Below are 14,609 nucleotides of genomic sequence, written 5' to 3'. Positions count from 1 at the left end.
GGGAAGAGGCGCGGGCCATGGCGGTCCTGCGGGCGAGCTCAGCGGCGTCAGCCGATCTGCAGCTTCTGGCCCGGGAAGATGAGGTCGGCGTCGTCGCCGATGGTGGACTTGTTGTCCGCGTACACCTTGTGCCAGTCGGTGCCGTGCGCCTGCGCGATCTCGCTGAGCGTGTCACCGGGCTTGACGGTGTAGTTGCCGTGGCCGGTGCGCGGCGCCTGCTGCTGGGGCTGCGCGGGCTTCGGCTGCGCGGGCTTGGGCTGGGCGGGCTTCGGCGCGGCCTGCTGCTGCGGCTGCGTCTGCTGGCGCGGCTGGGCCGGCTTGGGCGCGGCCTGCTGCCGAGGCTGGGCCTGCTGGGCGCTGCCGCCGTCCGGGTGGACGTCGGCCGCGGGGCCACCGGAGGTCAGACCGCCGGCACCGGCGCAGGACCAGGCACCCGGACCCTGCATCTGGAGGAGCTTCTCGGCCACCGCGATCTGCTGGTCCTTGGTGGCCAGGTCGGCGCGCGGCGCGTACTTGGTGCCGCCGGCCGCCGCCCAGCTGGAGTTGTTGAACTGGAGGCCGCCGTAGTAGCCGTTACCGGTGTTGGCGTGCCAGTTGCCCGAGGACTCGCACTGGGCGACCTTGTCCCAGGTGTCCACGGAGGCGGCCTGCGCTCCCGTGGCGGACACCAGCGGAATCGCCACAGCTGCGCCGGCGACGCCGGTCAGGGTGGCGATGCGCACAGCCTTGGTCGGACGACGATGACGGCCCTTGCCGGAGAACAGCATGGTCTTTCTTTCCTTACGGTCGCGGCTGTTCGCCCAGGAGTTCGGACGAACCGGTCGAGCGGGAGCGACAGTAAGCACAGCCGTCCGGATGGCTCCAATTGGGTCTTTCCAAGATCATTGCTGTCGCTTGACACCCAACAACGGCATCTGCGCTGGTAATGCGGTTGCGCGGAGATCGAGAAAGGTGAGTGTGACGTAACCGTTGGAGACAAGCGTCACAGGTGGGGGCGGTTTGCGCCGTCTTGCGTCCCGAACGGCTCCCGCACCGAAGGACCTTCGGCACCGCACCGTCCCCCGCACTGCCCGCAGAACATGCGAGGTGGGAGGGGCGGACGGTAATCTGACCGGGCGGCAGCCCCACGGGGATGCCGCCCGGCGGTGGGGCCCGCCGGAACCAACCGCGGCACGGCAGCCGCCAACGGTCCCTGCTTGCGAGGGTGCGCGCCCGCAGGGCGCCCGGCGAGTAGGAGACGAACGTGGAGCGACTTCCCCGGCCCCGGGAGGAAGACCCTTACCGGCAGGACGCGGCGGCCGGGTCCGTCGATCCCGGCCTCGGCCCAGAACCCGCTTTTCGGCCAGGTGTTCGATCGCGGGCGCGGTGGTGGCGGGACCAGGGGCCCGTCCTCGCCGTCGTCGCCCTCGGCGGAATCCTCGGCGCCTGGGCCCGTTACGCCGCCACCCTGCTGTGGCCCACGCCCGCCGGCACCTTCCCCTGGACCATCCTCCTCGTCAACGTCACCGGGTGCGCCCTCATGGGCGCCTTCATGGTGCTCCTCACCGACGCATGGGCCGCACACCGGCTGGTCCGCCCCTTCTTCGGCACCGGCGTACTGGGCGGTTACACCACCTTCTCCACCTACGCCGTGGACATCCGCGGACTGTTGGAAGAGCACCGGCCCGGCCTCGCCCTCGGCGTCCTCGCCCTCACCCCGGCCACGGCCCTGGCCGCCGTCTGGCTCACCGCCACCCTCACCCGCCGGCTGATCGCACGGAGGCGGCCATGACCCCCACCCACGCGCCCTTCGAGACCACCGAAGCCCTGCGGCTGACCGTGCTGCTCGGCGAGGACGACCGTCACCACCACAAACCCGCCTACGCCGAGATCGTGAACCGCGCCCACGCCGCCCGGCTCGCCGGCGCCAGTGTCTTCCGCGGCACCGAGGGCTTCGGCGCCTCCGCCCTCGTCCACACGACCCGGCTGCTCTCGCTCGCCGAGAACCTGCCCGTGGCCGTCGTCATCGTGGACGAGGCCGCACGCATCGAGGCGTTCGTCGCGGACATCGCCGAACTCACCCGTGACGCACTGGTGCTGCTCGATCCGGTACGGGTCGTCCGCCACCGGGACCGGACAGGACAGGAAGAGGGGGACGCACCACAGTGAACTGGCTACTCGTCGCCGCGGGCGCCGCCGTCGGAGCGCCCCTGCGCTATCTGACCGACCGGGCCGTCCAGTCCCGGCACGACGCCCTCTTCCCCTGGGGCACCTTCGTGGTGAACGTGACCGCCAGCCTGCTCCTCGGCCTGATCACCGGCGCCGCCGCGGGCGGCGCCGCCTCCCCGCACCTCCAACTGCTGCTCGGCACCGGACTGTGCGGGGCGCTCAGCACCTACTCGACGTTCTCCTACGAGACTCTGCGGCTCGCCGAACAAGGAGCCCCCCTCTACGCGCTGGCCAACCTGGCGGCCAGTCTGCCCGCCGGACTGGGCGCCGCCTACGCGGGCGCCGCCGTGGCCGCCACCCTCCACGGCTGACCGGCACGGCGCGCCGGCCACCTGCGGCCATGCGGGGTCATGGGGCGGTACGGGTCATCCGGGCGGTCGGGGCCGTCGGTGCCGCGGCGGTGCGGGCGTCGCGGTGGTGCCGCCGGTCATGGGGCCGCACCGGGCGCCGGGGCTGCGGCGGCTGCCGGGCTGTGACGAGGATCGGGGCCGTGCCGGCTGTCAGGGCTGCGACAGATACGGGGGCATGCCAGCTGTCGGGGACGTGCCGGCCGGTCACCAGCCGGGCGGCTTCGCTGTGCCCATCGCGCGGTCCACCACGATCTCGATGACGACCCGCTCCGGATTCGGCCGCGGCGGCTTGTAGCGCCGCGTGTAGCGCGCCTCCGCGTCGGCCACCGACTCCGGATCGTCCCGCACCACCGCCGTGCCCTCCAGCGTGCACCAGCGCCGGCCCTCCGCCTGGCTCACCGCCACCCGGGCCCCCGCCGGGCCCGCGGCCAGCACGTTGCGCACCTTCTTGCTGGAGCGGCTGCTGATGACCCGTGCGATCCGCGTCGCCGGGTCGTACGTCACCCCCACCGGCACCAGATGCACCGTCCCGTCGGGGCGCGGCGTGCCGAGGAAACCGATACGGCGCTCCTCCCAGAAACCCGGGCCGCCCGCACCGTCCTCACCCGTCCGCGGAGTCGCTGTGTCCATGCGCGGCACGCTACCGCCCCCGCTCACGAGCCCAGCGGCGTGGTCGGCCAGCCCAGCAGCCGCGCCCCGATCACCGCCGTCTGGAGCATGTAGCGGTGTGCCGGGTCCGTCGGGTCCGCCCCCGTCAACTGCTCGATACGGGCCAGCCGGTAGGTGAAGGCCCGCACGCTCAACGACAGCCGCCGCGCCGCCTCGGCCGCCACGCAGCCGCAGTCGAAATAGACCGTCAGCGTCTCCAGCAGCGGTCGTGCCCCGCCCCGCGCCGACGTCAGCGGACCCAGCGTCGCCTCCACCAGATCCGCCATCGCCTGCCGGTCCCGGGTCAGCACCGGATAGACCAGCAGATCCGCCGCATACAGCACCGGCTCGTCCAACTCCAGCCGCTCGGCCAGATCCAGCACGCCCAGGGCCTCCTCATAGGACTGCACCACCCCGCCCGGGCCCGACTGGGCGCGGCCCACCGCCACCTGCCCGCCGTCCGTCGCCGCATGACTGTGCTTGGCGAAATGCGTCAGCACCTCCGGCTGGTCACCCGGCACCACACACACCAGACAACCGTCCTTGGTGGTCAGCAGGATCCCGCGGTCGTGGAACCGGGCGATCAGCGCCCGCTCCACCTGCCGCGCCACCGGATCGCCCTCGTCGTACACACCCGGACCGCGGACCACCGCCACCGCGTGACTGTGCGCCAGCCGCAGCCCGAACCGCTCCGCGCGCTCCGCCAGCCGGCCCAGATCGCTCCGCCCGTGCAGCAGGTCGTCGATGAACTCCCGCCGCGCGGCCTCCTCCTGCCGGACCGCCTGCCGCTGCGCACGCTCGTAGCCCTCCGCCACCGCGTCCACCGCCTGCTGCATGCCCGCCAGCAGACTGTCGGCGTCGCCCGGCAGCGACGGCCACGCCGCACGTGCCGCCGCCAGATGGGCGCCGACCAGCGCCCGCAGCCCCAGCCCCGCGTCGGCGGCACGCTCACCCAGCGTCCGCCGGGTCTCCAGTTCGTCCCGGGTCAGCCTGCGTCCCGTCGCGCACACATCGGCCAGGATCTCCGCGTACCCGGCCAGATACGCCTCCGGTATCCCGGCCGCCCCGCCCGCCCGTACCCCCGTCGCCCCGCTCACCCGTACCCCCGTCGTTCCTCGATCCGGTTCTGACGCCGTCCTGACGGTTCCTTGACGCCGCCCGGCACGCAGACCCTAGAGAACTCTGCCGGGATCCGGCAATGCGGGGTCCCTGCCGCCGACGGCAGGATGCATGTCAACGGGGAGAACGGGGGGACGGGGGAACGTCCCGGTGCCACGCCCCGGCAGGGGAGAGCCGGTGAACGGCAGGCGCGGCACCGGGACGAGGGGGAACCGCCGGGGGCGGTCACGGGGGCCGGGCTATCCGGGGGTAGCCCGGAGCCCGGGACGGGGGGGCACGGGGGACCGCCGCGCTGCGCGGTGGACGCCGGGGATCGGGGGAGCCCCGGCGAACTGCGGGGCCCGGAGCTCGGGGGAGCACCGGGCAGCGGGGGCCCGCGGGCGCTGCGGGGCGGACCTGGGGAGGCGGCGTACCGCTCCGGTGCGACCTGGGGAGGGGCCGTACGGGGGAGGCCCCCGCGCGGGCGGGGGCCTCGCGGGGGAGCCCCAGGTTTCCCCGGGGCTCCGTCGGAGAAGGGGCCTGGGCGGGGAGGCCCGGGGGGACTGGCCGGGGGCATTCCTGGGGCGGGGGTCCCGCATGGGAGGCCCGTGCTGTCCGAGGGGCCTCAAGACGTCGGTGGCCGTCGGGCGGCCCGGGGGGGGCGGGGTTGGTACGGCGAGGGCCCCGGGGGGCTTGTCCGGTGACGGGGGGCGCACCGGTGGGCCTGGGCTGCCACGGGGAGGCGCCGGTGGCCGGTGGCCCGAGGGTGTGCACGGCACGGGGGCCAACACGGGGAGCCCGGGGCTGTCCGGGGCGTACGCGGGACGGGAGTCCCGCATGGGGAGGCCCCTGGGGAGGGGTGCCCGAGGGGAGGCCTGGGGGAACGGGCTCCCCTCGGGCCCGGGGCCTGGGGGCCGGGGCCGGAGGTCTCGTACGAGGGCCGGGGAAGCGGGGCCTCGGGGGCGTGGGGTGACCGGGAGCCGGGTCATGCCGGGTGTTCCGGACGGGCGTGGCCCGCACCGTTGTCACCGTCGTGGGGCACTCGTCCAGCCGCGTACGGCTCGCCCGGCGCCGCGTATTGGCCCCGGAAACCCTCCCCGCCTGCCAGCGGGAGAAGGTCAATCCCCCGTCATTGGACCTGTTCCGCGGGGCCAATCGGCACCACACTCACCCACACCAGCACTGCGGGGCGAGCCGTGACGAGAGGAACGGTGGCCGCATCGGGAGGGGTGAGCAGCATGCACGACCACGGAGGGACGGCGAGACCGCACCCGGGCGACGGGCCCGTCGGCGGCACCGGGCGGATCGTCGTCGGCGTCCACGGCACACTCGCCGGGTTCGCCGCGCTCGGAGCCGCGGCCCGCGAGGCCCGCGCCACGGGGCGCCCTCTGGTGGCCGTACACGCCTGGGAACCGCCCGAGGGGGAGGCCGCCTACATGCTGCGGCCGGACCGGGCTTGGATCGAGCACTGGCACGGGGAGGCCCGCGCACGGCTGGCGCGGGCCTTCGACGACGTGTTCGGCGGCGACCCGGCCGGTGTCGTCGCCGTCGAGCGGCGGATCGTCCGCGACCGGCCCTGGCGGGCACTGTGCGAGGCCGCCGCGCGGGGCGAGGACCGGCTCGTCATCGGCACCCGCGGCGGACGGCGGCGCGGAAGCACCACGCGGCGGGTGCTGGCGCATGCGGTGTGCCCCGTGCTGACGGTGCCCGTGCCGCGGCTGCCCCGGCGCTACCGGGGCAGCATCCGCCGGGCCACCGTCGAGGACTTTCTCCCCGGCGGCGCCGCCACCGCCTGACCGGCGCCCGTACCCGGGCCCGGAGCAGGCGATGACCGGTGCCCGGTTACGGGGGCGGTGCCGGCGGCCGGGATCGGCGTCCGGCGCCCGTTCGGCGCCGAGGGCCGAGCCGGTGTCAGGCCGTCGGCGCCGGTCCGGGGCGGGGCCGGATTCGCGCGGCCGGGGCCCACCCGGCGTCAGGCGGGCTGGAGGGCTTTCGCGAACTGGTCGACCATGGTCGTGCAGAACACGGGGAGGTCCTGCGGGCCGCGGCTGGAGGTGAGGTTGCGGTCGACCACGACCTCCTCGTCGACGACCTCCGCCCCGGCGTTCCGCAGATCCGTGCGGATACTGGGCCAGGAGGTGAGGCGCCGTCCACTGAGGACGCCCGCCTCGGCGAGGGTCCAGGGGCCGTGGCAGATCGCCGCCACAGGCTTGCCGCCCTCCACGAAAGCGCGGGCGAAGGCGACGGCGTCGGAATCCGTGCGCAGTTGGTCGGGGTTCATCGTGCCGCCGGGCAGCAGCAGCGCGTCGTAGTCGTTGACGGAGGCGTCGGCGACCTGCCTGTCGACGGGGAAGGTGCCGGCCGGTTCGAGGTCCGACTGGCGGGCGCTGATCTGTCCGTCGTGGAGGGAGACCAGTTCGGTCTCGGCCCCGGCCGCGTGCAGCGCGCCGCGCGGTTCCTCCACTTCGATGCGCTCGACCCCGTCGGTGGCGAGGATCGCGACCTTCTTGCCGCGGAGTTCGTCGGTCATGGTGCCGTTGCCTCTCTGTCGGGTGGCGCGGCCTCACCCCAACAGGCTCCCAGCTCGGCCAAAAGTGTCAAATCGGGAGAAAATCGGGAGAAAAGTGGCCGGAGGAGGTTTGCGGGCCGTCACGGGGCGAGAGCGGTGCGCAGCTCCTGGGCGAGCGGGTCCGGAGGCGCCCCGGCGGCGTACGCGGCGGCCCGGCCGCGGCCCTCGCCGCGCACCCAGTCCCACCAGTGCTGGAGCGTCTCGCCGTCCAGCCGCTCGGCGGGGATGACCGCGGGCCAGCCCAGCGCCCGCGCCTGCGCGCTGACCTTGGCGCCGCCCGCCACCGGATCGACCGCCACGACGGGCACCCCGCTGCGCAGCCCGAGCACCAGCCCGTGCAGCCGGTTGGTGACGACCACATCGGCCCGGCGCAGCAGCGCGTCCAACTGCTCCGGGGTCGCGCACAGCCGCCAGTCGCGGGTGTCGAGCCGGGTCTCCAACGGCAGCCGTGCGCAGTCGTGCGCGCCCAGCCAGGCGGTGACACGGCGTACCGTCTCGTCGTGGCGGCGCTGGTCCCCGTACTCGTGCTGGCCCGCGGTCAGCACCGTCGCGACGACGGGCGGCGGCTCCTGCGGCGGCCGGGTGGCGGCGGACAGGTCGGGCCGCGCCGTGAGTGACGGCCCGTCCCGGGCGATCACCTGGTCGAAGCCGCGGACGGCGGGCGAGTGCGGGTCGATGACGGAGACGCCGACGGCGATCCGCCGGCAGTGCGCGAACTGCTCGTGCAGAGCGGCCACCTGCGGCCCGTGCAGGGGCCCGCACACGAACACCAGCAGGTCGTAGCGCTGCGGCCGTACGGTCTCCAAGGACAGCTCACCGGGGCGGAACGCCGGGCTCCAGGCCACGTCGTAGGGCTGAGAGGCCTGACGCACCACCTGTTCGGCCCGGCGCAGCGCCAGCACGTCCCCGGCGGTGGCCTCCCCGTCGGCGAAGCTGAACCAGCCGGTCAGCAGGGCCCGGCGGAACGTCATGCGACCACATCCGGACGGACGGCGTGCCCCGCGGCATGAGGCGCCCATGGCGCGCCGCCCCTCGCCCCGGCGCCGTCCGCCACCACGGGTGCGCCCGGCGGCGGGAGGGCCGCCCAGCCGTCGAGGACCTCGGCCGGGGTGATCCGCAGCAGCCGGGCGTCGGGCCGGGCGCCGTGCGGGTCACCGGGCCGCGGGCCCCCACCCGGGTCCGGGTGCCACAGGGCGCGGTGCCGCGGATGAGCGGGCGGTCCCCACAGCGCCGGCGAGACGGGGCCGAACAGGACGACCGACGGTGTGGCCAGCGCGGAAGCCAGGTGCGCCACCCCCGTGTCGCCGACGATCACCGCGCGGGCCTCGGCGACCAGCGCCGCCAGCACCGCGAACGGCAGCCCCGCACGCCCGCCGGGCACCGCGTCGGACGGCAGCCCGGCCCGCCCGGCCACCTCGTGCGCCAGGGCGTGCTCGCCGGGGCCGTGGGTGACGACCACCCGCACGCCGCGCGAGCGCAGTGCGCGGGCCACCTCGGCGAACCGTCCGGGCGGCCACCGGCGTGCCGCCGCGTCGGCCCCGGGGTGCAGCAGAACGGCGCCGGGCGCGGGGGAGGCCGCCCGTGGGCGGCGTACCAGCAGGTCGCCGGGGTCGGCGGGCACGCCGTACCAGGACAGCAGCCGGCACCAGCGGTCCCGCTCGTGCTCGTCGGGCCGCCATCGGGGGCCCGAACCGTCGGCGTAGGCCAGCAGCCGGACGGGCGCGGTGGCGGCCAGCGCCGTACGGCTGGCGGGGCCGTTGCCGTGCAGATCGACGGCCAGCCGGGGCGGCACCGGCCACGGCCAGCGCACGGCGGGCACCTCGCGGCCGGGTGCCTCGGCCGGCAGCAGGACGTCGGCCACCTCGGCGTCCCGCGCCACCTCCGCCAGCCACCGGGGCGCGGCGAGCACCAGTTCGTGCCCGGGATACGTCCGCCGCAGGGCGCGCAGTGCCGGCACGGCGGTCAGCAGATCGCCCAGCCCCAGGGCACGCAGCACCAGCGTGCGGGGCCGGTCGGCGCCCGCACCGGCCCCCGCCCGCAACGGCAACGGCAACGACTCCGGGGCCTCGGCCACCCCGGCCGGGGTGGTGTGGTGGCTGGTGTCCTGGGTCGTGTGGTGGCTGGTGTGGTTGTCAGTGCGCTGTCCGGTGCCGGGGTTGGCGTTCGGGCCGGTGTGGTGGCCGGTGTGCTGAGCGGGGCCGGGGCCGGTGTGCTGACCGGTTCGGTGGCCGGCGCGCTGACCGGTTCGGTGGCCGGCATACCGGCCGGTGGCGGGGCCGGTGTGGCCGTCGGTGCGCGGGCCGGTACCTGGGCCGGCCTCCCGGCCGGTGTGGTGCTCGGTTCCTCGGCCGGGGTCCGGGCCGGTGTGCTGTCCGGGGCCCTGACCGGTTCGCCGGCCGGTGCCGGGGCCGGGGCTTCGACCGGCGTCCGGGTTGGTGCCGGTGCCGGGGCCGGGACTGGGGCTTCGACCGGCGTCCGGGTCGGTGCCTCGGCCGACGTCCAGGCCGGTGTGGTGGCTGCTGACCGGGCCGGTGCACTGACCGGTGTGCTTGCCGGTCTCCGGACCACCATGCCGGTCGGTGCGCCGACCGGCATGGTGGCCGACGCGGTGACCGGCGTGTCGGCCGATGTCAGGGCCGGGCCGTTCGGGGGTCACGGTGACTCCACTCCCGGGCGGTCCGTGCTCTCGCGTGCCGCGCCGTGGTGGTCGGCGGCGCGGCGGGCCAGCGCGGTGGTGGAGCGGCCGTCGAGGTACGGCAGGAGGAGCACCCGTCCGCCCCACTCCTCCAACGTGGCCGCCTCCGGCAGCCGTTCGGTGCCGTAGTCGCCGCCCTTCACCCACACGTGCGGGCGCAGCTCCCGCAGCAGCCGTTCGGGGGTGTTCTCGTCGAAGACGGCGACCGCGTCCACGCAGTCCAGCCCGGCCAGGACCGAGATCCGGTCGGCCTCGGGCGTGATGGGGCGGCCCTCGCCCTTGAGACGGCGCACCGAGACGTCGGAGTTGAGGCAGACGATGAGGCAGTCGCCGGTGCGGCGGGCGTTCTGCAGCATGCCCACGTGGCCGGCGTGCAGCAGGTCGAAGCAGCCGCCCGTGGCGACCACGGTGCCGCCCCTCGCCCGTACGTCGGCGGCCAGCGCACGCGCGTCCGCCAGGGAACCGCCCGGTCCGCGTCCCGGTGCGGCCGGCACCGGGTGCCCGGCCGCACCACCGGGCACCCCGCCCCACAGCGCCGGGTTGCGCACCCCTCCCGCGGCGACGAACGCACCGGACCGGCGCACCGCCTCGTGCGTGGCCTCCTCCGGCAGTGCACCGTCGGCCAGGGCGCGGGCGGCGGTCGCCGCGAAGCAGTCACCGGCGCCGCAGGGGTCGCCGTCGGCCTCCTGGAGGGGCGGGAAGTACAGGGGTGCCTCGTCCCCGGGCCGGGCCAGTACCGCGCCGCGCCGGCCGAGGGTGACGGCCACGGCGGCGCTGCGCCACTCCGCGGCCAGGGCCGCGCCGCGCCGCCCGTGCCCGTGCGGCCCGTCGCCGTCCAGATCGGGGTACTGGTCCGAGCACAGCGCCCGCGCCTCCGCGGCGTTGGGCGTGACCAGCCGGGCGCCGGGCACCGGTGGTTCGCCGCGCGGGTGCGGGTCCCACACCACCTGGGTGTGCCCGGCCAGTACGGCCAGTTCGGCGCGGAGCCGGGCGGCGACGCCGCGTCCGTAGTCGGAGACCAGCACGGTGTGCGCCCCGGCGAGCGCGGCCCGCACCTCGTCGGTGACCGGACCGACGGTGCCGCCGCCCCGGTCCACCCGCAGCAGCGGCCGGCCGTCGGCGCACAGCCGCGTCTTGACGGGCACGCTGCCGCGCAGCGGCAGTTCGAGCACCGTGACCCGCGGCGCCAGCAGGTCCCGCACGAGCTGGTCGGAGCGGCTCTGGCCCAGCGCGGTGACCAGCACGATCTCCGGCCGGTCCGGGTCCTGTCCGGCGAAGCCGTCCGGGCCGGGCCGCTCCGCCCGCAGGACGGAGGGCAGCGCGTCCCGCACGGGGTCGCGGCAGAACGCGCCGGCCAGGACAGCGGCCAGCCCCGCCCCACCGGGCCTGCTGTGTTCCTCCGACACGTCCAGCACCGGGGCGGGGGCGTCCGGCGCCAGCCGGCTGGCCCGGCCCTCGACGTCGGTGTCGAGCAGGGTGTCGCCGACGACGACGAGCGGACGGTTGCGCGGCATGCACGCCTCCTTCACTGCGGACGGGGACGGGTCGGGCGGGGACGGGGATGGAACCGGACGGGACGGAACCGGTGGCGGGTCCGTCCGGCCGTCCGGGCCCTTCGGGGCAGAACCCGGACGGACCGCGCGACCGGTGGGAAGGGCAGGGCCGGCGGTCAGACGGGCGGCGGGCCGCCCTCACCGGCGGTCAGCCGCACGCCCCGCCCGGCCGTCGGCGGGGGCGCGGTCGCGGCGGGCACGTCCTCGGCCAGCTCCTGTGCTGCGTCGAACGCCTCGCACAGCAGATGCACCGCGACCAGGTGCACCTCCTGCACCGTCGCGGTGGTGGCCGCGGCCACGCACAGCGCGTCGTCGGCCGCCGCCGCCAGCGGATTGGGCGCGGGCCCGGTCAGCGCCCACACCCGCAGCCCGGCCCGGCGGCCGGCCAGCGCCGCGTTGACCAGGTTCTCGCTCCGCCCGGACGTGGACAGCAGCAGCACCACGTCGCCGGGCCGGCCGTGCGCGGTCACCTGGCGGGCGAACACGTCCGCGTAGCCGTAGTCGTTGCCGATGGCGGTGACCGCCGAGGTGTCGGCGTGCAGGGCGATCGCCGAGTACGGTCTGCGGTCGGCCTGGTAGCGGCCGACGAGTTCCGCGGTCAGATGCTGGGCCTGGGCGGCGCTGCCGCCGTTGCCCGCGGCCAGCAGCCGGCCGCCGCCGTGCAGCGCCTCGGCCAGCTCCTCGCCCCAGGCGGTCACATGGGCCGAGTGCGCCTCCCGGAAGACGCCGACGGCCTCTTCCAGCGCCTGGCAGTGGGTGAGTGCGGGGTCCACAGGAAGCATGCCGGTGGGCCGTACGGCCGGGACGCGGCCGGTACGGCCTCCCTCCTTCGCGCTCGGGGACGGTGATTCGGGCGTGCCGGACGGGCCGTGGCGGCAGCGTGTGCCGCCGCCGGCGGCGGGGCGGTTCACGGCACCGCAGGGACGACGACCGGACGGGCCGCGGGGGACGCCGCCCGGGCGGCCAGCACCCGGCGGTAGACGTCCTCCGTCTGGTGCATGACGCGGGTCCAGCTGTAGCGGGACAGCACCCGCCGCCGCCCGGCCGCGCCGTACGCCCGGCCCCGCGCGGGCATCGCCAGCAGGGTGCGCACCGCAGCAGCCAGGGCCTCCACGTCCCGCGGCGGCACCAGCAGCCCCGTACCGCGGTGCGCGACGGTGTCGCACTGGCCGCCGACCCGGGTCGCCACCACCGGCGTGCCGCAGCTCATCGCCTCCAGCGGGACGATGCCGAACGGCTCGTAGTCCGCGGGGCACAGCACCGCGTCGGCCGCCCGCAGCAGCGGCGGTATCTCCTCGCGCGGCAGCCCGCCGGTCAGATGCACCCGGTCGGCCACCCCCGCCTCGCGGGCCAGCCGGCGCAGCCGCACCGCCTCCGGATCGTCGTCCAGCGCGGGCCCCGCCGGGCCGCCGGCGATGACCAGCTCCGCGCCCGGCACCCGGGCCAGCGCGGCGATCGACAGCGCCGCACCCTTGCGCGGCACCAGCCGTCCCACCTGCACCAGCAGCGGGCGCCGCGCCGGGCGGGGCCACACCGGACCGGTGGGCGTGAACACGTCCGGGTCCACCCCGCAGGGCACCACCGACACCCGGTCGGCGGACACGCCCATCCGGGCCAGCTCGGTCACCTCGTCCCGGCAGGTGGCGACGATCCGGTCGCAGGCGGCGCTCACCGCCCGCTCGCAGGGGATGCGTTCACCGGGGCTGGTGTCCGCGTCGCCCTGGTGCCGCTTCTTCACGGTGCCCAGCGCGTGGTACGTGTGCAGGAACGGCAGCGCCCGCTCCTGCGCCGCCTGCAATGTGGCCAGCCCCGACATCCAGAAGTGGGAGTGCACCACATCGGGCCGCTCCGCCGCCCACTGGGTGGACAGGAACGCGCCGAAGAGCCCCATGTAGGGCAGCAGTTCGTCCTTCGGCACGGGTTCGGGCGGGCCCGCCGGCACATGGTGGACGTCCACCCCGTGCCGCAGCGGCAGCCGCTCCGGCAGGTCGGGGGAGTCACGGCGGGTGTAGACGGTGACGCGGTGGCCCTGCCCGGCCAGGGTCTCGGCCAGCCGCGCCACATGCACGTTCTGGCCGCCCGCGTCGGCGCCGCCCAGCGCCGCCAGCGGACTGGCGTGCTCCGAGACGAGTGCGATGCGCAGCCGTTCCCTGCCCGGGGCGCGGGCCTTGCGCGCGGCCCCTCCGGTCTTCTCGGCCGTCATCAGCGGGTCACCTCCTCCAACAGCCGCTCCCAGCGGTGCAGGAACGGTTTGAGCCCGTAGCGGCCCAGCGCGGCGCGCCGGGCGCGGGCCCCGTCCTCGGCGGCGGCCTCGGGCTCGTGCAGATAGCGGCGGGCCGCCTCGGCCAGCACCTCGGGCCGGGTCGAGAGGACCCCGGCGCCCTCGGGCACCGCTTCGACGGCCTCCGTGGTGGCCAGCGCGACCACCGGCATGCCCAGGTGCATGGCCTCCAGCAGCGACAGGCCCAGCGACGTCCAGCGCACCGGGTGCAGATAGCAGCGGCGCCGGGCCAGTTCGGTGTGCAGCCGCTCCTGCGGCAGGTCCTGGGCGCGGCAGCGCTCGGGGGCCAGGCCCAGGTGGGCGGCCAGGGCCTCGGTCCGCATGCCGAACACGTCCAGCGGCGCCGCCTCGCTGAGCGCGGGCAGCAGATCGGTGCCGACGTACCGGCCGCGCCGCACCGGGTCGTTGACGACGACGGCCGCCCGCGGCAGCTCCCCCGTCCACTGGTGGCCGGGGTCGACGATGCCGTGCTCGATGACGGTGGTGGGCGTGCTGCCGTTGTCCCAGAAGAGCCGGTTGAAGTGGGTGACGTGCACCAGCGGGACGTCGGGTCGGTCGGCGTACGGGTGGCGGGTGTCGGGCACGTTCCCGTCGGGCGCGTTGTGCTCCAGGTAGACGGCCGGCACGTCCCGGCCGGGCCGGCGTCCGCCCAGCCAGCGCGTGGCCAGTTCCTCCTCGTGCGGGCGTTGCAGGACGACGACGTCCACGTCCGCCTCGGCGAGCTGGGCGGGCGTCACCTCCCGTACCGAGTCGGGCCAGGCGAACGTCTCGGCGCGGCCGAGCCCGTCGGGGCCGCGGTCGGGCAGCACCGGCACCAGATAGGTGTGCGGGCCCTGCACGAACGCCGTGGTCCACGAGCCGTGCACGTGCCAGATCAGGATGTTCATGGGCCGGTCTCCAAGGTCGGACGGGCGTTGCCGGGGGCCACCGACGGGGCGGCACGGCGGGGCTCGCTGGTGGGGCCGGATGCGCTGGTGGGGTCGGGTGTGCTGGTGGAGTCGGGCGCGCTGGTGGTGCGGGACGCGTCGGCGGGGTCGGCCGGGTCGTCCGTGGTGGCGGGCCCCGAAGGGGCGGGGGTGCCCGTGGGGCCGGCCGCCTCGGTGGGGCCGGCCGCCTCTGCGGGTGAGGCCGCTTCCGTGGATGAGGCCGCTTCCGTGGTTGCGTCCGCGTCCGTGGGGGCGGGCGAGGGTGTCGTGCCGGGCGGCCC

At 76.1% G+C, this 14,609-nt stretch carries 14 protein-coding genes; 4 read left to right on the top strand and 10 right to left on the bottom strand.

The window, feature by feature from the left end; translation table 11 throughout:
* Positions 1-47: 47 nt before the first annotated feature.
* On the bottom strand, positions 48-767 hold the full coding sequence (locus tag IO40_RS0127520) for a LysM peptidoglycan-binding domain-containing protein (protein WP_016469063.1): 720 nt from the start codon (positions 765-767) through the stop codon (positions 48-50).
* A 476-nt stretch (positions 768-1,243) separates the two neighbouring features.
* On the opposite strand from IO40_RS0127520, the gene IO40_RS0127515 reads away from it, so the two are divergent.
* Genes IO40_RS0127515 through IO40_RS0127505 form a run of 3 tightly spaced genes read left to right on the top strand, consistent with a single transcriptional unit; the run spans position 1,244 to position 2,519 of the window.
* Positions 1,244-1,771 (top strand): fluoride efflux transporter FluC, encoded by a 528-nt coding sequence (locus tag IO40_RS0127515; protein WP_016469062.1) that lies wholly within the window; start codon positions 1,244-1,246, stop codon positions 1,769-1,771.
* A complete protein-coding gene (locus IO40_RS0127510; RefSeq protein ID WP_041968829.1) occupies positions 1,768-2,148 on the top strand; it encodes a DUF190 domain-containing protein in 381 nt (126 codons plus the stop codon). The genes IO40_RS0127515 and IO40_RS0127510 overlap by 4 nt, the downstream gene beginning before the upstream one ends.
* A complete protein-coding gene (locus IO40_RS0127505) occupies positions 2,145-2,519 on the top strand; it encodes a fluoride efflux transporter FluC (RefSeq protein WP_016469060.1) in 375 nt (124 codons plus the stop codon). The genes IO40_RS0127510 and IO40_RS0127505 overlap by 4 nt, the downstream gene beginning before the upstream one ends.
* Before the next feature lie 243 nt (positions 2,520-2,762).
* On the opposite strand, the gene IO40_RS0127500 is transcribed toward IO40_RS0127505, so the two are convergent.
* Both IO40_RS0127500 and IO40_RS0127495 read right to left on the bottom strand, forming a co-directional pair.
* Complete coding sequence (locus tag IO40_RS0127500) at positions 2,763-3,188, bottom strand: pyridoxamine 5'-phosphate oxidase family protein (protein ID WP_016469059.1); 426 nt, start codon at positions 3,186-3,188, stop codon at positions 2,763-2,765.
* Between the two features lie 23 nt (positions 3,189-3,211).
* A complete protein-coding gene (locus tag IO40_RS0127495) occupies positions 3,212-4,303 on the bottom strand; it encodes a PucR family transcriptional regulator (protein ID WP_016469058.1) in 1,092 nt (363 codons plus the stop codon).
* Positions 4,304-5,542: 1,239 nt separating this feature from the next.
* Between IO40_RS0127495 and IO40_RS0127490 the strand changes: the two genes are divergently transcribed.
* Positions 5,543-6,100 (top strand): universal stress protein, encoded by a 558-nt coding sequence (locus tag IO40_RS0127490; RefSeq protein ID WP_016469056.1) that lies wholly within the window; start codon positions 5,543-5,545, stop codon positions 6,098-6,100.
* A gap of 176 nt (positions 6,101-6,276) precedes the next feature.
* Here the strand turns inward: IO40_RS0127490 and IO40_RS0127485 are convergent, their stop codons facing one another.
* From IO40_RS0127485 to IO40_RS0127455, 7 genes are all read right to left on the bottom strand, one after another.
* Positions 6,277-6,834, bottom strand: coding sequence for a type 1 glutamine amidotransferase domain-containing protein (locus tag IO40_RS0127485; RefSeq protein ID WP_016469055.1), 558 nt, complete (start codon positions 6,832-6,834; stop codon positions 6,277-6,279).
* 119 nt (positions 6,835-6,953) lie between these two features.
* Complete coding sequence (locus IO40_RS0127480) at positions 6,954-7,844, bottom strand: polysaccharide pyruvyl transferase family protein (RefSeq protein WP_031176322.1); 891 nt, start codon at positions 7,842-7,844, stop codon at positions 6,954-6,956.
* The gene (locus tag IO40_RS39930; RefSeq protein ID WP_016469053.1) at positions 7,841-9,529 is read right to left on the bottom strand and encodes a glycosyltransferase family 9 protein; all 1,689 of its coding nucleotides are present in this window, start codon (positions 9,527-9,529) and stop codon (positions 7,841-7,843) included. The genes IO40_RS0127480 and IO40_RS39930 overlap by 4 nt, the downstream gene beginning before the upstream one ends.
* Positions 9,526-11,082: a D-glycero-beta-D-manno-heptose 1-phosphate adenylyltransferase gene (rfaE2, locus tag IO40_RS0127470; protein WP_016469052.1), complete on the bottom strand. Its 1,557-nt coding sequence runs from the start codon at positions 11,080-11,082 to the stop codon at positions 9,526-9,528. Before rfaE2 ends, IO40_RS39930 begins: the two co-directional genes overlap by 4 nt.
* A gap of 155 nt (positions 11,083-11,237) precedes the next feature.
* Positions 11,238-11,903: a D-sedoheptulose-7-phosphate isomerase gene (locus IO40_RS0127465; RefSeq protein WP_078616360.1), complete on the bottom strand. Its 666-nt coding sequence runs from the start codon at positions 11,901-11,903 to the stop codon at positions 11,238-11,240.
* 125 nt (positions 11,904-12,028) lie between these two features.
* Entirely contained in the window at positions 12,029-13,324 is a 1,296-nt protein-coding gene (locus IO40_RS0127460; RefSeq protein ID WP_041968827.1) for a glycosyltransferase, read from the bottom strand.
* Positions 13,324-14,289 carry a glycosyltransferase gene (locus tag IO40_RS0127455; protein WP_016469049.1) on the bottom strand — a complete coding sequence of 322 codons (966 nt, stop codon included), beginning with the start codon at positions 14,287-14,289 and terminating at the stop codon, positions 13,324-13,326. Before IO40_RS0127455 ends, IO40_RS0127460 begins: the two co-directional genes overlap by 1 nt.
* Positions 14,290-14,609: the final 320 nt, after the last annotated feature.

It is taken from the genome of Streptomyces albus subsp. albus (assembly GCF_000725885.1).
GTDB lineage: Bacteria > Actinomycetota > Actinomycetes > Streptomycetales > Streptomycetaceae > Streptomyces > Streptomyces albus.
This window is presented reverse-complemented; position numbering and strand designations above follow the sequence as displayed.